The sequence below is a fragment of the Pectobacterium brasiliense genome (assembly GCF_016950255.1).
GTDB lineage: Bacteria > Pseudomonadota > Gammaproteobacteria > Enterobacterales > Enterobacteriaceae > Pectobacterium > Pectobacterium brasiliense.
In genome coordinates, this window is record NZ_JACGFN010000001.1 from 2718268 (window position 1) to 2735832 (window position 17565).

At 53.1% G+C, this 17565-nt stretch carries 22 protein-coding genes; 14 read left to right on the forward strand and 8 right to left on the reverse strand.

Going from position 1 to position 17565, the window contains the following annotated elements:
- Window positions 1-87 precede the first annotated feature (87 nt).
- On the forward strand, window positions 88-1185 hold the full coding sequence (degS, locus tag H4F65_RS12025; protein WP_010280172.1) for an outer membrane-stress sensor serine endopeptidase DegS: 1098 nt from the start codon (window positions 88-90) through the stop codon (window positions 1183-1185).
- 116 nt (window positions 1186-1301) lie between these two features.
- Here degS and murA read toward each other — a convergent pair whose 3' ends face one another.
- The 7 genes from murA to mlaF form a co-directional block, all read right to left on the reverse strand.
- The gene (gene murA / locus H4F65_RS12030; RefSeq protein WP_010280171.1) at window positions 1302-2564 is read right to left on the reverse strand and encodes a UDP-N-acetylglucosamine 1-carboxyvinyltransferase; all 1263 of its coding nucleotides are present in this window, start codon (window positions 2562-2564) and stop codon (window positions 1302-1304) included.
- Window positions 2565-2647: 83 nt separating this feature from the next.
- Complete coding sequence (gene ibaG / locus H4F65_RS12035) at window positions 2648-2902, reverse strand: BolA family iron metabolism protein IbaG (RefSeq protein WP_010280170.1); 255 nt, start codon at window positions 2900-2902, stop codon at window positions 2648-2650.
- Between the two features lie 134 nt (window positions 2903-3036).
- The gene (mlaB, locus tag H4F65_RS12040; RefSeq protein WP_010280168.1) at window positions 3037-3327 is read right to left on the reverse strand and encodes a lipid asymmetry maintenance protein MlaB; all 291 of its coding nucleotides are present in this window, start codon (window positions 3325-3327) and stop codon (window positions 3037-3039) included.
- Between the two features lie 13 nt (window positions 3328-3340).
- Entirely contained in the window at window positions 3341-3970 is a 630-nt protein-coding gene (gene mlaC / locus H4F65_RS12045; RefSeq protein WP_010280165.1) for a phospholipid-binding protein MlaC, read from the reverse strand.
- A 12-nt stretch (window positions 3971-3982) separates the two neighbouring features.
- Window positions 3983-4549 carry an outer membrane lipid asymmetry maintenance protein MlaD gene (gene mlaD, locus H4F65_RS12050; protein ID WP_010280164.1) on the reverse strand — a complete coding sequence of 189 codons (567 nt, stop codon included), beginning with the start codon at window positions 4547-4549 and terminating at the stop codon, window positions 3983-3985.
- Between the two features lie 4 nt (window positions 4550-4553).
- Entirely contained in the window at window positions 4554-5336 is a 783-nt protein-coding gene (mlaE, locus tag H4F65_RS12055; protein ID WP_010280162.1) for a lipid asymmetry maintenance ABC transporter permease subunit MlaE, read from the reverse strand.
- A 7-nt stretch (window positions 5337-5343) separates the two neighbouring features.
- A complete protein-coding gene (gene mlaF, locus H4F65_RS12060) occupies window positions 5344-6156 on the reverse strand; it encodes a phospholipid ABC transporter ATP-binding protein MlaF (protein WP_010280161.1) in 813 nt (270 codons plus the stop codon).
- 289 nt (window positions 6157-6445) lie between these two features.
- Between mlaF and H4F65_RS12065 the strand changes: the two genes are divergently transcribed.
- The 12 genes from H4F65_RS12065 (at window position 6446) to rnk (ending at window position 15258) form a co-directional block, all read left to right on the forward strand.
- Window positions 6446-7411, forward strand: coding sequence for a calcium/sodium antiporter (locus H4F65_RS12065; protein ID WP_010280160.1), 966 nt, complete (start codon window positions 6446-6448; stop codon window positions 7409-7411).
- 55 nt (window positions 7412-7466) lie between these two features.
- Window positions 7467-8558, forward strand: a complete 1092-nt coding sequence (gene kdsD, locus H4F65_RS12070; RefSeq protein WP_010280159.1) for an arabinose-5-phosphate isomerase KdsD — start codon at window positions 7467-7469, stop codon at window positions 8556-8558.
- A gap of 19 nt (window positions 8559-8577) precedes the next feature.
- Entirely contained in the window at window positions 8578-9144 is a 567-nt protein-coding gene (gene kdsC / locus H4F65_RS12075) for a 3-deoxy-manno-octulosonate-8-phosphatase KdsC (protein ID WP_010280156.1), read from the forward strand.
- Window positions 9141-9707, forward strand: a complete 567-nt coding sequence (gene lptC / locus H4F65_RS12080) for an LPS export ABC transporter periplasmic protein LptC (RefSeq protein WP_010280154.1) — start codon at window positions 9141-9143, stop codon at window positions 9705-9707. The genes kdsC and lptC overlap by 4 nt, the downstream gene beginning before the upstream one ends.
- Complete coding sequence (lptA, locus tag H4F65_RS12085; RefSeq protein ID WP_039313775.1) at window positions 9688-10260, forward strand: lipopolysaccharide ABC transporter substrate-binding protein LptA; 573 nt, start codon at window positions 9688-9690, stop codon at window positions 10258-10260. The genes lptC and lptA overlap by 20 nt, the downstream gene beginning before the upstream one ends.
- Window positions 10261-10263: 3 nt before the next feature.
- Entirely contained in the window at window positions 10264-10989 is a 726-nt protein-coding gene (gene lptB, locus H4F65_RS12090; RefSeq protein WP_010296638.1) for an LPS export ABC transporter ATP-binding protein, read from the forward strand.
- A gap of 49 nt (window positions 10990-11038) precedes the next feature.
- Window positions 11039-12472 (forward strand): RNA polymerase factor sigma-54, encoded by a 1434-nt coding sequence (gene rpoN, locus H4F65_RS12095; protein WP_010681574.1) that lies wholly within the window; start codon window positions 11039-11041, stop codon window positions 12470-12472.
- 23 nt (window positions 12473-12495) lie between these two features.
- Window positions 12496-12783, forward strand: a complete 288-nt coding sequence (hpf, locus tag H4F65_RS12100) for a ribosome hibernation promoting factor (protein WP_010296634.1) — start codon at window positions 12496-12498, stop codon at window positions 12781-12783.
- Window positions 12784-12878: 95 nt separating this feature from the next.
- Window positions 12879-13352, forward strand: coding sequence for a PTS IIA-like nitrogen regulatory protein PtsN (ptsN, locus tag H4F65_RS12105; protein ID WP_039279069.1), 474 nt, complete (start codon window positions 12879-12881; stop codon window positions 13350-13352).
- A 163-nt stretch (window positions 13353-13515) separates the two neighbouring features.
- Window positions 13516-14373 carry an RNase adapter RapZ gene (gene rapZ, locus H4F65_RS12110; protein WP_010296630.1) on the forward strand — a complete coding sequence of 286 codons (858 nt, stop codon included), beginning with the start codon at window positions 13516-13518 and terminating at the stop codon, window positions 14371-14373.
- A gap of 31 nt (window positions 14374-14404) precedes the next feature.
- Entirely contained in the window at window positions 14405-14677 is a 273-nt protein-coding gene (gene npr, locus H4F65_RS12115; RefSeq protein ID WP_010681572.1) for a PTS phosphocarrier protein NPr, read from the forward strand.
- A 170-nt stretch (window positions 14678-14847) separates the two neighbouring features.
- On the forward strand, window positions 14848-15258 hold the full coding sequence (rnk, locus tag H4F65_RS12120; RefSeq protein WP_010681571.1) for a nucleoside diphosphate kinase regulator: 411 nt from the start codon (window positions 14848-14850) through the stop codon (window positions 15256-15258).
- Between the two features lie 100 nt (window positions 15259-15358).
- Here rnk and pmbA read toward each other — a convergent pair whose 3' ends face one another.
- A complete protein-coding gene (pmbA, locus tag H4F65_RS12125; protein WP_010681570.1) occupies window positions 15359-16699 on the reverse strand; it encodes a metalloprotease PmbA in 1341 nt (446 codons plus the stop codon).
- Window positions 16700-16994: 295 nt separating this feature from the next.
- On the opposite strand from pmbA, the gene yjgA reads away from it, so the two are divergent.
- Window positions 16995-17546, forward strand: coding sequence for a ribosome biogenesis factor YjgA (yjgA, locus tag H4F65_RS12130; RefSeq protein WP_010681569.1), 552 nt, complete (start codon window positions 16995-16997; stop codon window positions 17544-17546).
- The last annotated feature ends 19 nt before the right edge of the window (window positions 17547-17565 follow it).

A 17565-nucleotide genomic window follows, 5' to 3' on the forward strand; every position in this document is an offset into this window, starting at 1 on the left:
TAAAAAATCGGACACCGAGCCATGCGGTGTCCGAACTTCTCGTGATATCCTCCCCTTATCTCCCTTTTTCCACAGTAAATCACGGCCATGCTTGCTAAGTTATTACGTTCAGCGCTCTTTGGTGCCCTCGTCGCCGGTATTATTCTGGCCGTACTGCCCTTTGTTGGGTCTGGCACGTCGTTTCTGAAAGGCAATGACAAAAATAGTGATGGTTCGCCCATAAGCTACCATCAGGGAGTCAGCCATGCGGCGCCTGCTGTGGTGAACGTTTATAACCGGGTTGCCAAAGAGGGGAAACCTAGCGAAGTCGCCATTCATCCTCTCGGATCCGGCGTCATCATGAATGAAAAAGGGTATATTTTAACCAACAAGCATGTGATTAATAACGTACAACAAATCCAGATAGAGCTATCAGACGGCAGATTGTACGAAGCCCGCGTGATCGGCTCCGATAGCCTGACGGATCTGGCTGTATTGCAAATTGATGGCATCAACCTGCCCGTTATTCCGATAAATCCAGACCGTATACCGCACGTCGGCGATGTCGTGATGGCGATCGGCAACCCTTATAATCTGGGGCAAACCGTCACTCAGGGCGTCATCAGCGCCACTGGCCGCGTCAGCCTCAGCGCTTATGGTCAGCAAAGAAGTCAGGTAGGACGCCAAAACTTGCTGCAAACCGATGCCTCAATTAACCACGGGAATTCCGGTGGTGCGCTGGTCAATACGCTCGGTGAACTGGTCGGTATTAACACCCTCTCATTTGATAAAAGTAGCAACGGTGAAACACCGGAAGGCATTAGCTTCGCCATTCCCGTCGCGCTGGCGACCAAGGTGATGGGCAAACTCATCCGCGATGGTCGCGTGGTGCGTGGCTATATTGGTGTCAACGGCGTACAGATCGAGAATATTGAGAACAGCACATCGACCAGCAATCGTGATGCGCAAGATAGATTAAGCGGGATTCTCGTTCAGACTATCGATCCAGGTGGGCCAGCGGATAAAGCAGGTATTCGTGTCGAAGACGTCATCGTTAGCGTGAACAATAAGCCTGCACGCTCGATTATTGAAACCATGGAACAGGTTTCAGAAATACGCCCCGGCACTGTCATTCCCGTCACGATTGTGCGTGATAAAAATCAAGTCACGCTGCAAATGACGATTCAGGAATTCCCTACCCAATAACGGCAGGCAGGCCGTTGATAAAGTCACATCGGCAAGTAAACAAGAAACCGGGTGGGAACCCACCCGGCTAACAAACCTAATTAAACCTAATTGTGAAGATAAACCAGCTAAAACGCTTACTCGTGCTCTTTAACGCGCTCGATATTCGCACCTAACGCACGCAGCTTATCTTCGATGCGGTCATAGCCACGATCGATGTGATAAATACGATCGACTATCGTCACACCTTCTGCGATACAACCGGCTAATACCAGACTGGCTGATGCACGTAAGTCGGTCGCCATCACCTGCGCGCCAGACAGCTTATCAACGCCGTGGCAAATCACCGTGTTGCTCTCAATTTCCGCCTGTGCGCCCATACGGATAAGCTCAGGCACGTGCATGAAGCGGTTTTCGAAGATGGTTTCAGTAATCACGCCCGTCCCTTCCGCAACCAGATTCAGCAAGCTGAACTGCGCTTGCATATCGGTCGGGAACCCCGGATGCGGCGACGTGCGAACGGTAACGGCTTTTGGACGCTTACCGTGCATATCCAGACTGATCCAGTCTTCGCCAATTTCGATCTCCGCACCCGCTTCGCGCAGCTTCGCCAATACTGCATCCAACGTATCAGGACGGGTATTGCGACACATAATTTGACCACGAGATACCGCAGCCGCGACCAGGAAAGTCCCGGTTTCAATACGGTCAGGCACCACGCGGTAGACACCGCCGCCCAGACGCGCAACGCCTTCAATGGTGATTTTATCCGTGCCTGCACCGCTGATTTTCGCACCCAGCGTATTCAGGAAATGTGCCGTATCGACAATCTCCGGCTCACGCGCCGCGTTCTCAATAATCGTGGTGCCTTCCGCCAGCGTCGCCGCACTCATGATGGTGACCGTGGCACCCACGCTCACTTTATCCATCACGATGTGCGCACCTTTCAGGCGGCCATCAACCGTTGCTTTGACATAGCCTTCTTCCAGTACGATCTGCGCACCGAGCTGCTCAAGGCCGTAAATGTGCAAATCTACCGGGCGCGCGCCAATCGCACAGCCGCCGGGCAGCGAGACCTGACCTTGACCAAAACGCGCCACCAGCGGCCCTAAAGCCCAAATAGAGGCGCGCATGGTTTTCACCAGATCGTACGGCGCACAGAACACGTTTACCTCGCTGGCATCCACATGGACGGAACCGTTACGCTCAACGCGCGCACCCAGTTGACCAAGCAGCTTCATGGTGGTATCGATATCGCGCAGTTTCGGTACGTTCTGAATTTCTACCGGCTCTTCTGCGAGTAGCGCAGCGAACAGGATGGGCAACGCAGCATTCTTGGCGCCAGAAATGGTCACTTCCCCCGCTAAGCGGGTTGGGCCCTGAACACGAAATTTATCCATAGTCTTTGTATCTCAATGTCTTAATTCAATATGTCGTCACACTGATACCGGCAGTTTATTCCCACTCGCAGGGGGAATAATACTTAGAAGCCGTTCAGTTTACGGTCGCGTTGCCACTCTTCCGGCGTATAAGCCTTGATCGACAGCGCATGAATACGGTTATCCGCGATGTACTCCATCAGCGGCGCATAAACAGCCTGCTGTTTTTTGACTCGGCTCATTCCAGCAAAAAGTCCGCCCACTACGATGACCTGAAAATGGCTGCCATCACCAGAAACATGGGCTTCTTCCAGTGCCAATGCGTTCATCAGCACGTCTTTAATTTCGTTATTTTCCATCGCTCTCGATTTCTATGTCAGGGGGAGATGATTTACAGGGAGGTATCTTAGATGAATATGACGCTATCTTAAACAAAGAATACGCCCCTTCAGACGATGCCTAAAGGGGCGAATCCGGTAAACCGCGTTACCGTTTAAGACACAGGAATGATTTCATTCAGGTTATAGAGCGCAATGAGCGTTTTTAGCCGATCGCTGGCACCGACAATCGTTATCTCTCCGCCTGAAGACGGCTGCTGATAAACATGCATCAGCAATGCTAACCCGGCAGAATCAACGCGGTTTAATCCAGACACATCCAGCGTCGTTTTACCCGCCAGCAACGATTCACGCTGCTGCCAGAACGGTAACAGCGTTTCACGATCCAGATCGCCCGTTAACGCCAGCGTTGATTCCTGTGCCTGCCAGTTCAATGCGTTCGCCATGTTCGTACCCAAATTACTTTTTCTGATCCAACGTGATGGTCTGCTTCGCCGAAGATTCCAGCTGTTTAGTCAGGCCATCCACGCCGTTCTGACGCAATATTGCCGCCCACTCGTTCTGCTTGGTGGTGATCATACTGACACCTTCGGCAATCATGTCGTACGCCTGCCAGTTACCGGTTTTACTGTTCTTACGCCATTGGAAATCCAGACGTACCGGAGGACGGCCGCCGTTATCAATGATGGTGACGCGAATAGAAACGATATCGGCATCGCCCAGCGGTTTCTCAGGGGCGATCTGATAGGTCTGCCCGTTATACATCGCCAGCGCCTGGCCGTAAGCCTGCTCCAGATAGGCTTCAAACGCTTTGAAATAGGCATCACGCTGTGCCGGTGTCGCATCTTTGTAGTAACGACCCAGAACCAGCGCACCAGCGTATCTCACCTGAACATACGGCAGCAGCTCTTCACGTACGACGGTACGCAAATAATCAGGGTTTTGTTTGATCTTTGGCTGTTCGTTCTTTAAACGATCAAAAGTTTTTTCCGCCGCTTCATTCATTAAACGATAAGGGTTCGTTTGATCCGCCGCGTTGGCTAATGGCGCGACCACCAGTAAAGCCACCATCAGTAAACGTTTAAACATGCAGATATCCTCTTATGGATGTGAAGGAACAGGTTCGTTGTTGTGTTCAGGGGTTACCGCAGGATTGGCACCCGGCTCCGTACCTGATTGACCACCATTATCTTCGCTATTACTGCCGCTCTTATATAGGAATTGACCGATGAGATCTTCAAGCACCATCGCTGACTTGGTGTCCTGAATTACACCTCCGTCTTTCAGGATCGCTGTGCCCATTTCTTCATCTTCAAACCCAATGTTCAGCGCCAGATACTGTTCGCCCAGCAAGCCGGAGGTACGAATGGCCAGAGAGCTGGTATCAGGAATATGATCGTAGCGCTGCTGAATATCCATCGCCACGCGTGGCAGGTACGTTTTCTCGTCCAGCGAAATATCCGCTACGCGGCCAACCACTACGCCGCCAATTCTGATCGGAGAACGCGCTTTCAGCCCGCCAATGTTGTCAAACGTCGCATACAAGCGATACGTTGGCTCGCTACCGATCGATTTAAGATCGGCGACTTTCAGGCATAAAAAGAGGATGGCTGCCAGCGCGATCAACATAAACACACCAACCCAGACTTCAGTTTTCTTTGTTTGCATCGACTCAGTTCCCAAACATCAGTGCTGTCAGCACAAAATCCAATCCCAGTACCGCTAACGACGAGTGCACGACGGTTCGGGTCGTTGCACGGCTGATCCCCTCAGACGTCGGGATCGCGTCATAGCCGTTAAACAGTGCAATCCAAGTCACGGTAATCGCAAATACGATACTTTTAATCACGCAGTTCAAGACATCCTGACGCCAGTCAACCGCGCCTTGCATGGCAGACCAGAAGAACCCACTGTCGATGCCTTTCCAGTCCACACCGACCAGCGCGCCGCCCCAAATGCCCACCGCGACAAAAATCACCGCCAGCAGCGGCATGCTGATTAACCCTGCCCAGAAGCGCGGCGCGACAACGCGGCGCAGCGGATCGACCGCCATCATCTCCATGCTGGAGAGCTGCTCTGTCGCCTTCATCAGGCCAATTTCTGCCGTCAGCGCGGAACCCGCACGGCCCGCGAACAGCAATGCCGTCACCACCGGACCAAGTTCACGCAGCAGCGACAGTGCCACCATCATGCCCAAGCTGGCCTCAGCGCTGTAAGTCGTCAGGATGATATAGCCCTGTAACCCCAGCACCATACCGATAAACAGGCCGGAAACCATGATGATAAGCAGCGACTGCACGCCAACGCTGTAAAGCTGTTTCACCAACAGCGGCCACTGTTTTCTGAATTCGGGTTTACCCACCAGCGCATTAAACAGCATCAGGCCGGCGCGCCCAAACGAGGCGCTGGTGGAGATTCCCTGACGCCCCAACGACGCCAACGTCCGTAATAACATGACTGCGTTAACCCCCTGAACCGAGCAGCGACGTTTTATAGTCGCCGGCTGGAAAACGGAAAGGTACTGGTCCGTCGGCGATACCATCCAGGAACTGACGAACCTGCGGGTCACTGTTTGCTCTCAGTTGATCCGCGGTCCCTTCCCCGATCACCCGCTTATCGGCCACGATATACGCATAATCGGCAATGCTCATCACCTCTGGCACATCGTGAGAAACCACAATGCAGGTCACGCCCAATGCATGATTCAACTCGTCGATGAGCTTCACCAGCGTCCCGAGCGTAATCGGATCTTGCCCGACAAAAGGCTCATCAAACATAATCAACTGCGGGTCGAGCGCGATGGCTCTCGCCAACGCCGCGCGCCGCGCCATGCCGCCGGAAAGCTCCGCTGGCATCAGTTTCTCCGCGCCGCGTAGTCCCACCGCCTCCAGTTTCATCATGACGATGCTACGCAACAGTTCTTCCGGTAGTTTGGTATGTTCACGCAGCGGCCAGGCGACATTATCAAACACGTTCAAATCGGTGAATAACGCACCGGACTGAAACAACATGCTCATTTTCTTGCGCGCGTTGTACAACTCACTGCGCGACAACGTCGGGATATTCTCACCATCAAACCAGATTTCGCCGCTGTCTGGCGGTAGCTGTCCGCCAATCAGGCGCAACAGCGTGGTTTTACCGATGCCGGAAGGCCCCATGATCGCGGTGACCTTGCCTTTAGGCACATTCAGCGTGATGTCCGTAAAAATCTCTCGCTCTCCGCGCCGAAAGCTAAGACCACGGATCTCGACCAGATTAGTTGCCTCATGGTTCATTATTTCCATTCCTTACCCATCAGTACGCTCATACAGAGGTCTTTCACTCCAGCCTAACGGCTGCCTTTCATCAAGGTGCGAGTTTTACAAAAACTTACCGTAAGTTCTTGTCCAAAATGGCGGCACAAATCGTTACTGGGTTTTACTTATCGCGACAGGTTTTACTTTTTCGCCAAGCACCGTCAGAATTAGCACTCATCACAGAACATGCTTTTTGTGCGAAAATTGTCCAGAAATACTGACTTATTCGACAACAGGCCAGTGATTATATCCTATTAAAGGACGCTGCATGCTTTTTGCAACACTACTCTTGTTCGTTGGTTTGCTATTACTGGTTTACGGTGCCGATCGTCTTGTCTATGGTGCCGCCGTGCTTGCGCGTTCTCTTGGCTTACCGCCTTTCGTTATCGGCATCACCATTGTCGGCTTCGGCACTTCGCTACCCGAGCTGATCGTTTCGGTTACCGCCGCGTTGAACGCTCAGAACGATATGGCCGTCGGTAATGTTCTGGGTTCCAATATCACCAATATTTTACTCATTCTCGGCAGCGCGGCACTCATTCGCCCGCTAACGGTACATTCAGCCATCCTGCGCCGGGAATTGCCGCTCATGTTGTCCGTCACTTTATTGTGTGGCGTTTTACTGCATGATAGCTACCTGAGCCGCACCGACGGCATCATGCTGCTCTTTGCCGCCATTCTGTGTCTGGTGTTGATACTTCGCATGGCACAACAGGCACAGCGGGAAGGCGGCGATAGCCTGACGCGCGAACAGCTGGCGGAACTCCCGCAGGATGACAGCAGCCAGATGGTCGCGGTGCTGTGGTTGATTCTCGGCATGATTATTTTACCCATGGCCGCTCGTATGGTGGTGGATAACGCGACCGTCATTGCACGCTACTTCGATGTCAGTGAGTTGACTATCGGGCTGACCATATTGGCGATTGGCACCAGCCTGCCTGAGCTTGCTACCGCCATCGTCGGGACGTTGAAGAAAGAAGATGATATTGCGCTGGGTAACCTGATTGGCTCGAACATTTTTAATATTGCGATTGTGCTGGGCGTGCCTGCTCTGCTCTCGCCGGGCGCACTGAACCCTCAGGCTTTTCAGCGCGACTATTGGGTCATGCTGGCGGCGAGCGTGCTGTTAACCGCACTGTGCCTCAGCAAAAAACGCCGTATAGGACAGGGCGCAGGCGCATTATTATGCTGCGCGTTCATCGCCTATCTGACGGCTCTGTTTTGCTTTTCATAAGAAGTTTTGTTTTTCATAAGACGCTCTGTTTTTCATCATAATCAGGACTATTGGTATGTCACAGTTTGAACAAGATGCTCATCTAAAACAGCAGTCTGACCGTGCACTATCCGATCATGCACTACGAGCCGATCATGGCTCACAAACCGGCCATAGGTTACAAAAGGCTCATGAACTACCAGCAGATTTCGATTTCCAGCAAGCGGGCAAGCAGGTACTGAGTATCGAGCGCGATGGGCTTGCGCAATTAGACCAGTACATTGATGACAACTTTACCCTCGCCTGCAAAAAGATATTCGATTGTCAGGGCAAAGTGGTGGTGATGGGAATGGGCAAATCCGGCCACATCGGCTGTAAAATTGCCGCGACCTTCGCCAGCACCGGTACGCCTGCTTTTTTTGTTCATCCGGGCGAAGCCAGCCACGGTGATCTCGGCATGGTGACACCGCACGATATCGTGATCGCCATTTCCAACTCTGGCGAGTCCCATGAAATTCTGTCGCTGATTCCGGTTCTGAAACGCCAGAAAGTGTTCCTGATCTGCATGACCAGCGCACCAGAAAGTACGATGGGCAAGGCCGCAGATATTCACCTGTGCGTTCACGTCCCGCAGGAAGCCTGCCCGCTCGGCCTGGCACCCACCACCAGCACCACCGCAACGCTGGTCATGGGAGACGCGCTGGCGGTGGCGTTGTTACAGGCGCGCGGCTTTACTGCCGAAGATTTCGCCCTTTCTCACCCCGGCGGCGCACTCGGCCGCAAACTTTTACTGCGCGTCAGCGATATCATGCATTCGGGCGATGAGATTCCCCATGTCCCACACGATGCCTCGCTGCGTGATGCGCTGGTGGAAATTACGCGCAAAAATCTGGGTATGACGGTAATCTGCGAGGCGGATATGAAAATTCAGGGCATCTTTACCGATGGTGACCTGCGCCGCATCTTCGACATGAATATTGACTTGAACAGCGCGCGCATTGCTGATGTGATGACCGCGGGCGGCATCCGGGTCGCACCGCAAACGCTGGCGGTGGATGCACTTAACCTGATGCAGTCGCGCCATATCACCTCAGTGCTGGTGGCAGAAAACGATCGTCTGGTCGGGATCGTCCACATGCACGATATGCTGCGGGCTGGCGTGGTTTAAAAAGAAAGGATAATAGTGAATGAGTGAAGTCAGGGCGCAAACCGATACCTGCTATGGGCCTGTCGATCAACAGGTACTGGGTAAAGCCCGTGAGGTTCGCCTGTTAATTTGCGACGTTGACGGCGTGATGTCCGATGGTCTGATTTACATGGGTAATCACGGCGAAGAACTGAAAGCCTTTAACGTCCGCGACGGCTATGGCATTCGCTGCTTGCTGACGTCTGATATTGAGGTTGCCATCATTACCGGGCGTTCAGCAAAATTGCTGGAAGACCGGTGTAAGACGCTGGGCATTAACCATCTTTATCAGGGGCAATCGGATAAGGTTTTGGCCTTCAACGATCTGTTGGATAAACTGTCAGTAACGGCAAATCAGGTGGCATATATCGGCGACGATATGATCGACTGGCCAGTGATGGCGCAGGTCGGGCTGAGCGTTGCCGTGGCTGATGCCCATCCGCTGCTGTTACCACGCGCAGATTATGTCACCCGCATTGCGGGAGGCCGTGGCGCAGTACGTGAGCTGTGTGATTTGATTCTGTTCTCGCAGGACAAGCTGGAGCATGCCAAAGGGTTGTCAATATGAGTAAAACCAAGCGTTGGCTCACCGCTTTTCTGGCCCTGTTAGTGCTTATCCTCATCGGCTGGAATATTGCGGATGACGACACGGTAGCAGCACCGGATGCAAACGACCCCGCCGTGCCGGTTTATACCAGCGAAAAGACGAATACGCAGGTATACAGCCCTGCGGGTAAGCTGAGCTACAGACTGATCTCGGAAAAAGCGGAGTATTTCAACGAGGAGCAGTTGAGCTGGTTTACCACGCCTGTTGCCACGCTGTTCAATGAACAAGGCACCGCAACCTGGTCAGTACGCGCCGATCGCGCCAAGCTGACAAAAGACAAGATGCTCTATCTGTACGGCAACGTTGAGGTGAATAGCCTGACGAAAGACGCACAGCTTCAGCGCATCACAACGAATAATGCCCAGGTGAATCTGGTCACGCAGGACGTCTCTTCCGATGATGAAGTCACCCTGTACGGCGCCAGCTTCACGTCAAGCGGAATGAAAATGCGCGGGAATCTGCGTAACAAAACGGCCGAGTTGATCGAAAAGGTAAAAACCTCTTATGAAATCCAAAACCAATAATCTGATGCGTAACACCCTGATCGCCAGCTCGCTGTTCGCCGTCAGCGTTTCCGCCTTTGCCGTGACCGGCGATAGCAATCAACCTATTCACATTGATTCAGCACAGCAATCTCTGGACATGCAGGGCAACACGGTAACCTTCACCGGTAATGTTGTCGTGAAGCAAGGCACGATTGAAGTAAAAGCCGACAAGGTCGTCGTGACGCGTCCACAGGGCACGCAAGGCAGTGAAGTGGTGGAAGGTTACGGCAACCCCGTGACGTTCTATCAGATGCAGGACAACGGCAAACCGGTGAAAGGTCACGCGCAGAAAATCCGCTACGAGCTGGCCAAAGACTTTCTGGTGCTGACAGGTGATGCTTATCTGGAACAGCAGGACAGCAATGTCAAAGGCGATCGCATCACTTATCTGGTGAAACAGCAGCAGATGGAAGCGACCAGCGACAAAGGAAAACGCGTGACGACGGTGTTGGTTCCTTCCCAGCTTCAGGATAAAGAAAACAAGAGCCAGCCTTCTCGTTCTCAGCAACCGCAACCACGGGTCACTGAATAAGTTATGGCAACATTAACCGCAGAAAATCTAGCCAAGGCGTACAAAGGCCGTAAGGTCGTGGAAAACGTCAGTCTCACCGTGAATTCCGGCGAAATCGTCGGCCTGCTAGGGCCGAACGGTGCTGGCAAAACGACAACGTTCTACATGGTCGTGGGCATTGTTCCGCGTGATGAAGGACGCATCGTCATTGACGATGATGACATCAGCCTGCTTCCTTTGCACGAACGCGCGCTGCGCGGCATCGGCTATCTGCCACAGGAAGCCTCTATCTTCCGTCGCTTAAGCGTGTATGACAACCTGATGGCGGTGTTACAGATCCGTAAAGATCTGACAACCGAACAGCAGGAAGATCGTGCCAATGAGCTAATGGAAGAATTCCATATTATTCATTTGCGCGATAGTCTGGGACAATCGCTGTCCGGTGGAGAAAGACGCCGCGTAGAAATTGCGCGTGCGCTGGCAGCGAATCCGAAGTTCATCCTGCTGGATGAACCGTTTGCGGGCGTAGACCCGATCTCCGTACTGGATATTAAAAAAATCATTGAGCATCTGCGTGACAGCGGGCTTGGCGTGTTGATTACCGATCATAACGTCCGCGAAACGCTTGATGTCTGTGAACGAGCCTACATCGTGAGTCAGGGCAACCTGATCGCCCACGGTTCACCGACCGATATTCTGGCCGATGAACAGGTGAAACGCGTCTATCTGGGCGAAGGTTTCCGACTCTGATAGGGTAATATTTTATCTTTGCAGTACTTATGGGACGTTAGCGCGATTTATGAAGCAAGGTTTGCAACTCAGGCTTAGCCAGCAACTGGCCATGACTCCACAGCTCCAACAGGCGATCCGCCTGTTGCAACTGTCCACGCTTGAATTGCAACAGGAAATTCAACTGGCGCTGGAAAGCAATCCGTTGCTCGAACAAACGGATCAGCACGACGAAATCGAGTCATTTGAAAAGGCAGACAGCGATTCACTGGATACCGGCGAAGCTCTTGAACAAAGAGACATGCCGGAAGAATTGCCGCTCGATGCCACCTGGGATGAAATCTACTCCGCAGGCACGCCGTCGGGCACCGGCACCGACTATCGCGATGAAGAACTGCCAATTTATCAAGGCGAAACCACGCAAACGCTTCAGGATTACCTGATGTGGCAGGTCGAGCTAACGCCGTTTTCCGACACCGACGCGGCTATCGCGACCTCTATCGTCGATGCGGTCGACAACACAGGTTACCTGACCGTACCGTTGCAGGACATTCTTGACAGCATCGGTGACGACGACGTGACGCTGGAAGAGGTTGAAGCCGTACTCAAACGCGTGCAGCGCTTCGATCCCGTTGGCGTCGCCGCTCGCGATCTGCGTGATTGTCTGCTGGTGCAGCTTTCCCAGTTCGCCGACGACACGCCACGTCTAACCGAAGCCCGCCTGATCGTCAGCGATCATCTCGATCTGTTAGCCAACCATGATTTCCGCAGCCTGATCCGCGTTACTCGTCTGAAAGAAGAGGTGCTGAAAGAAGCGCTGGCGCTGATCCAGTCGCTCGATCCCCGTCCAGGACAATCGATCAACACCGGTGAATCCGAATACGTGATTCCTGACGTGCTGGTACGTAAAGTTCAGGGGATCTGGGCCGTCGAACTGAATACCGACAGCGTTCCCCGGTTGCAGATTAACCAGCAGTATGCCGCGCTGGGTAACAGCGCGCGTAACGACAGCGACGGGCAGTTTATCCGCAGCAATCTGCAAGAAGCCCGCTGGCTCATCAAAAGCCTGGAAAGTCGCAATGACACACTGCTGAAGGTCACCCGCTGCATCGTCGAACAGCAGCAGGATTTCTTCGAGCAGGGCGAAGAATTCATGAAGCCCATGGTACTGGCAGACATCGCTCAGGCGGTGGATATGCATGAATCCACCATCTCACGCGTGACGACACAGAAGTTCCTGCACAGCCCGCGCGGCATTTTTGAGCTAAAATATTTCTTCTCCAGCCACGTTAATACCGATAGCGGCGGAGAAGCCTCGTCAACGGCAATCCGCGCGTTGGTGAAGAAGCTTATTGCAGCGGAAAACCCCGTGAAGCCACTGAGCGATAGCAAGCTTACGGCACTGCTCTCCGATCAGGGCATCATCGTGGCGCGTCGAACCGTTGCAAAATACCGAGAGTCTTTATCTATCCCACCATCAAATCAGCGTAAACAACTGGTTTGATCTCAACAGAGAAGGAAGACACTATGCAGCTCAACATTACCGGACACCACATCGATATCACTGAACCACTGCGTGATTTTGTGAATGGCAAGTTTGCCAAATTAGAGCAGTATTTTGACCGGATTAATCAGGTCAATGTGGTATTGAGGGTGGAAAAAGTTCAGCAAATTGCCGAGGCCACGCTCCACGTGAATGGCGGCGAGCTGCATGCAACCTCAGAGGCGGCAGATATGTACGCCGCGATAGATTTATTGATTGATAAGCTGGCGAGACAGCTCAATAAGCATAAAGATAAACTCAAGCAGCACTAATTTTCTTCTTTGCCATTTGGCAAAGGACAAACTCGGCCCATCCATCGGGTGGGTCGGGATCACCAGAAGTGAAAGCGTCGTTAAGTGAAAATAAAATGAACCACGATCCCGTATTGCAGCTCAGCACCGTATTACGTCCTGAGTGCACCCGAAGCACCGTCCACTGCCAGAGTAAGAAACGGGCATTGGAAATTATCAGTGAGCTGGCCGCCAGGCAGCTTAACATTCCTTCGCAGATTATCTTTGATGCCATCCTGACCCGGGAGCGGATGGGCAGCACAGGAATCGGCGGCGGCATTGCCATTCCTCACGGTAAGCTGGAAGACGATAATGCGCTGGGTGCCATCGGTGTTTTCATCCAGTTAGAGCAACCGATCGCTTTCGATGCCATTGATAATCAGGCCGTTGATCTGCTTTTTGCCTTGCTGGTTCCAGCGGAACAATGTAAAACCCATTTGCATACCCTGTCGCTTGTTGCCAAGCGGTTGGCGGATAAAACGGTTTGCCGACGCCTGCGTGCGGCGCAAAGCGATGAAGAGCTGTACCAGATTATGACGGAAGCCGGTTAAGCCGAATGGTTGTCATGTTCACGATGACGGGCGATTCGCCGTGGATTCAGAGAATGCTTGCAATCCCTGCGCTAAGCCGTCATTTTTTTAGCTATACATCACTTTTTTATAAAAACAGTGGCAATGAAAATTCGCCATCACGTTGCCAGAGGGGAGTCGTCAGATGGTGCTGATGATTGTCAGTGGTCGCTCAGGTTCAGGGAAATCTGTCGCCCTGCGCGCACTGGAAGATATGGGGTTCTACTGCGTAGATAACCTGCCAGTGGTTCTACTGCCAGAACTGGCTAATACGCTTGCAGCACGTAACATTTCCGCAGCGGTCAGCATTGACGTGCGCAATATGCCGGAATCACCCGAGATCTTCGAGCATGCCATGGAGCAACTGCCGCCAAGCTTCTCGCCTCAACTGCTGTTTCTGGATGCCGATCGCAATACGCTGATCCGTCGCTACAGCGATACCCGTCGCCTTCACCCGCTCTCCAGCAAGAATTTGTCACTGGAAAGCGCGATTGATGAAGAAAGCGACCTGCTGGAGCCGCTACGTTCACGCGCCGACCTGATTATCGACACCTCAGAGATGTCGGTACATGAACTGGCCGAAATGCTGCGTACCCGTCTGCTCGGCAAGCGAGAACGCGAGCTCACGATGGTGTTCGAATCGTTCGGCTTCAAGCACGGTATCCCTATCGATGCGGATTACGTCTTTGACGTGCGCTTCCTGCCGAATCCACATTGGGATCCGAAACTGCGCCCGATGACGGGTCTGGATAAGCCCGTTGCGTCCTTCCTCGACAGGCACACCGAAGTTCACAACTTCATCTACCAGACTCGTAGCTATCTGGAACTGTGGCTGCCGATGCTGGAAACCAATAACCGCAGCTACCTGACCGTAGCCATTGGCTGTACCGGCGGTAAACACCGCTCCGTCTACGTCGCCGAACAGCTGGCAGACTACTTCCGCTCACGCGGTAAGAACGTACAGTCTCGCCACCGTACGCTGGAAAAACGTAAACCCTCGTAAGAGTCGGCAAACCAGACCAATCAGGTAACCTATGACAGTCCAGCAAACGGTCGAAATCAAAAACAAGCTGGGCATGCACGCTCGCCCAGCCATGAAGCTGTTCGAGCTGGTGCAGAGCTTTGATGCAGAAGTAATACTGCGTAATGACAGCGGCACCGAAGCCGAAGCCAGCAGCGTGATTGCCATGCTAATGCTGGACTCGGCCAAAGGGCGACTCATCGAGGTAGAAGCGACGGGCCCGGATGAAGAACAGGCGCTTGCCGCCGTCATCGAACTGTTCGAAGCCGGGTTCGACGAGGACTAGCATTTCCTTAGCAGTCTATCTGCGAGCTTTCGTAACAAGGAGCGCTTCACTTTCCCTTCCGAACCTCCTACTATCTACCTCTATAAATCATAATATTTTCTTATACCCCCTGCTCCTTTGGGCGCGGGGGTTATTTTTATATCATCTAAAAATACCAACTGGAGAGGAGTATGACGAAACCTAACCTGACAATCAGTGAATTGGATGCAGAACGTCTGGATATGTTATTGGAGCAGCCCGCCTTTGCGGACAGTGATATCGCACAGGCGTTGAATGAGGAGCTGGATCGGGCGGACATTCTGCCTGCGGCATCGATTCCCTCACATGTCGTCACCATGAATAGTCGGGTGCGTTTCCGCGATCTGAATACCAACGAAGAGCACATCCGTACGCTGGTTTATCCGGCCGCGGTGAAGGACAGTCAAGAACCGCTGTCGGTGATGGCTCCGCTGGGTGCGGCACTATTGGGAATGCATGTGGGAAACTCGATCACCTGGCAGTTGCCAAACGGTGAAGAAACACGAATTGAAGTACTAGAACTACTCTATCAGCCAGAAGCCGCAGGCGAGTACCACCGCTAAACCAGCGAGGTGCTACTCTGCTATAAATGCGTGCTAATAAGGCATAGAGTAACAGCCGTCGGACACTGCCGACGGCGACGGTTACTCACAAAGAGCAGGCTTATTCCCCTGCGATCTTCATCTCTGGCAGCAGCACGGAACCACACTGGATATTGCTTCGGGTTTCGATATCATTCCCCACCGTCACAATATTGCGCAGCATGTCTTTCAGGTTACCCGCGATAGTAATCTCGCTGACCGGATACTGAATTTCGCCGTTTTCGACCCAGAAACCGGATGCTCCACGGGAATAATCCCCCGTCACACCGCTCACACCCTGCCCCATCAGTTCGGTCACCAGCAGGCCTTTGCCCATCTGTTTCAACATACCGTTGAAATCCAGCCCCTGTCCGGCAATCCGCCAGTTATGAATGCCACCCGCATGGCCGGTGCTCTGCATTCCCAGCTTACGCGCGGAGTAGCTTGTCATGAGCCAGGTCTGCAACACGCCCGCCTTCACAATGTCACGCGCCTGCGTCCGCACGCCTTCGCTGTCGAACGGCGTAGAGGCCAGCCCTCTCAGCAGATGCGGCTGTTCCTCAATCGTCAGCCACTCCGGCAGAATCTGCTGACCCAGCTTATCCAGCAGGAAAGTGGATTTACGATAAACGCTGCCGCCGCTGATGGCGCCAACCAAATGGCCAAACAGGCCCGTTGCCACTTCCGCAGAAAACATCACCGGAGCCTGCATGGTAGGCAGCTTACGCGGTGACAGGCGGGATAACGTGCGGCGCGCGCACTCTTCGCCCACCCATTCCGGGCTGCGCAAGTCATCCAGCGCCCGGCCGACGGTGTAGGCATAATCTCGCTCCATATCGCCATTCACTTCGGCAATCACACAGCTGGACATAGAATGACGGCTAGAGCAGTAACTTTTCAGCAGACCGTGGCTATTACCGAACACCTTAACGCCGTAGTGGCTATTAAAGCTGCCGCCTTCGGTGTTGGTAATGCGCTTATCCGCCTGTAATGCGGCCTGCTCTGCGCGAGCGGCTAATTCAATACCGCGATCCGCATCCAGCTCGGTTGGGTGGAACAGATCCAGATCCGGCGCGTCGAACGCCAGAAGATCGCGATCCGCCGGGCCAGCAAAAGGATCGACAGAGGTATAGCGAGCAATATCCAGCGCGGCCTGTACGGTACGAGCTATCGCATCTGGACTGAGATCGGTAGACGATGCGCTGCCTTTACGCTGTTGGTGATAAACCGTAATGCCCAACGCGCCATCGCTGTTGAATTCAACATTTTCAACATCACCATAACGGGTACTGACGCTAATGCCCGTCGTTTTTGACACCGCGACTTCTGCCGCATCAGAACCGGCACGCGCCAGTTCCAGCGCCTGAGCAACCGCGAGTTCCAGCGCTTTACGCTGCTCTGCAACCTGAGTAGTTATCGTCATTGTTCTGCCATAATGAGTGGAAGAAAGCTCACCATCATCATCCCCGCAACGAGCACAAAAGGGGCGTATACTCTCTATACTTCGCGCAGCCAACACGTAGGTAACGTGAAGTATGGGGAGCATAAAATGGTGTAGCATAATGCTTTCTAGTCTAACAGGATCTACGGACAATTTCGCACAAAGCCCAAACCTGTTAGTATCAGCCTCTTTTTTCTGGTGGGCACGCTGTTCACCATCCCGGAGCCGCTACGCGTAGCGTTAAGAATTGCTCCTGGACACTTTTTAGGAGCCAACCATGAAGCAAAAGTACGAAGACTGGCTGAATGACGTCCCAGATAACCAAGAAGACGACGAAGATGATGAAATTATCTGGGTCAGCAAAAGTGAAATAAAGCGCGATGCCGAAGCGCTGAAAGATCTCGGCGCGGAGCTGGTCGATCTGGGCAAAAACGCGCTGGAAAAGATCCCGTTGGATGACGATCTGCGTGCGGCGGTGGAACTGGCTCAGCGGATCAAGAAAGAAGGTCGCCGCCGTCAGCTACAGCTGATTGGTAAAATGCTGCGCGCCCGCGATCCAGAACCGATCCAAACCGCGCTGGATAAGCTGAACAACCGTCATAATCAGCAGGTAGCGTTATTCCACAAACTGGAACAGCTGCGCGACCGTCTGATTGAAGAGGGTGACGATGTGGTTCCCGATATTCTGGCGCTGTATCCTCACGCTGACCGTCAGCAGTTACGTTCTCTGGTGCGCAATGCGCAGAAAGAGAAAGCGACGAATAAGCCGCCAAAATCCGCCCGCCAGATCTTCCAGTATCTGCGCGAACTGGCTGAAACCACAGACTAATGGCAATCGTGGGATGAGG

What these genes read in the sequence shown, in the direction of transcription:
- rapZ (WP_010296630.1), top strand. Translation starts at nt 13,516, where the DNA reads ATGGTGCTGATGATTGTCAGTGGTCGCTCAGGTTCAGGGAAATCTGTC.
- pmbA (WP_010681570.1), bottom strand. Translation starts at nt 16,699, where the DNA reads ATGACGATAACTACTCAGGTTGCAGAGCAGCGTAAAGCGCTGGAACTC.
- lptB (WP_010296638.1), top strand. Translation starts at nt 10,264, where the DNA reads ATGGCAACATTAACCGCAGAAAATCTAGCCAAGGCGTACAAAGGCCGT.
- degS (WP_010280172.1), top strand. Translation starts at nt 88, where the DNA reads ATGCTTGCTAAGTTATTACGTTCAGCGCTCTTTGGTGCCCTCGTCGCC.
- kdsC (WP_010280156.1), top strand. Translation starts at nt 8,578, where the DNA reads ATGAGTGAAGTCAGGGCGCAAACCGATACCTGCTATGGGCCTGTCGAT.
- rpoN (WP_010681574.1), top strand. Translation starts at nt 11,039, where the DNA reads ATGAAGCAAGGTTTGCAACTCAGGCTTAGCCAGCAACTGGCCATGACT.
- rnk (WP_010681571.1), top strand. Translation starts at nt 14,848, where the DNA reads ATGACGAAACCTAACCTGACAATCAGTGAATTGGATGCAGAACGTCTG.
- ibaG (WP_010280170.1), bottom strand. Translation starts at nt 2,902, where the DNA reads ATGGAAAATAACGAAATTAAAGACGTGCTGATGAACGCATTGGCACTG.
- kdsD (WP_010280159.1), top strand. Translation starts at nt 7,467, where the DNA reads ATGTCACAGTTTGAACAAGATGCTCATCTAAAACAGCAGTCTGACCGT.
- mlaD (WP_010280164.1), bottom strand. Translation starts at nt 4,549, where the DNA reads ATGCAAACAAAGAAAACTGAAGTCTGGGTTGGTGTGTTTATGTTGATC.
- mlaC (WP_010280165.1), bottom strand. Translation starts at nt 3,970, where the DNA reads ATGTTTAAACGTTTACTGATGGTGGCTTTACTGGTGGTCGCGCCATTA.
- npr (WP_010681572.1), top strand. Translation starts at nt 14,405, where the DNA reads ATGACAGTCCAGCAAACGGTCGAAATCAAAAACAAGCTGGGCATGCAC.
- mlaF (WP_010280161.1), bottom strand. Translation starts at nt 6,156, where the DNA reads ATGAACCATGAGGCAACTAATCTGGTCGAGATCCGTGGTCTTAGCTTT.
- yjgA (WP_010681569.1), top strand. Translation starts at nt 16,995, where the DNA reads ATGAAGCAAAAGTACGAAGACTGGCTGAATGACGTCCCAGATAACCAA.
- mlaB (WP_010280168.1), bottom strand. Translation starts at nt 3,327, where the DNA reads ATGGCGAACGCATTGAACTGGCAGGCACAGGAATCAACGCTGGCGTTA.
- ptsN (WP_039279069.1), top strand. Translation starts at nt 12,879, where the DNA reads ATGAACCACGATCCCGTATTGCAGCTCAGCACCGTATTACGTCCTGAG.
- lptA (WP_039313775.1), top strand. Translation starts at nt 9,688, where the DNA reads ATGAAATCCAAAACCAATAATCTGATGCGTAACACCCTGATCGCCAGC.
- murA (WP_010280171.1), bottom strand. Translation starts at nt 2,564, where the DNA reads ATGGATAAATTTCGTGTTCAGGGCCCAACCCGCTTAGCGGGGGAAGTG.
- lptC (WP_010280154.1), top strand. Translation starts at nt 9,141, where the DNA reads ATGAGTAAAACCAAGCGTTGGCTCACCGCTTTTCTGGCCCTGTTAGTG.
- hpf (WP_010296634.1), top strand. Translation starts at nt 12,496, where the DNA reads ATGCAGCTCAACATTACCGGACACCACATCGATATCACTGAACCACTG.
- mlaE (WP_010280162.1), bottom strand. Translation starts at nt 5,336, where the DNA reads ATGTTATTACGGACGTTGGCGTCGTTGGGGCGTCAGGGAATCTCCACC.
- H4F65_RS12065 (WP_010280160.1), top strand. Translation starts at nt 6,446, where the DNA reads ATGCTTTTTGCAACACTACTCTTGTTCGTTGGTTTGCTATTACTGGTT.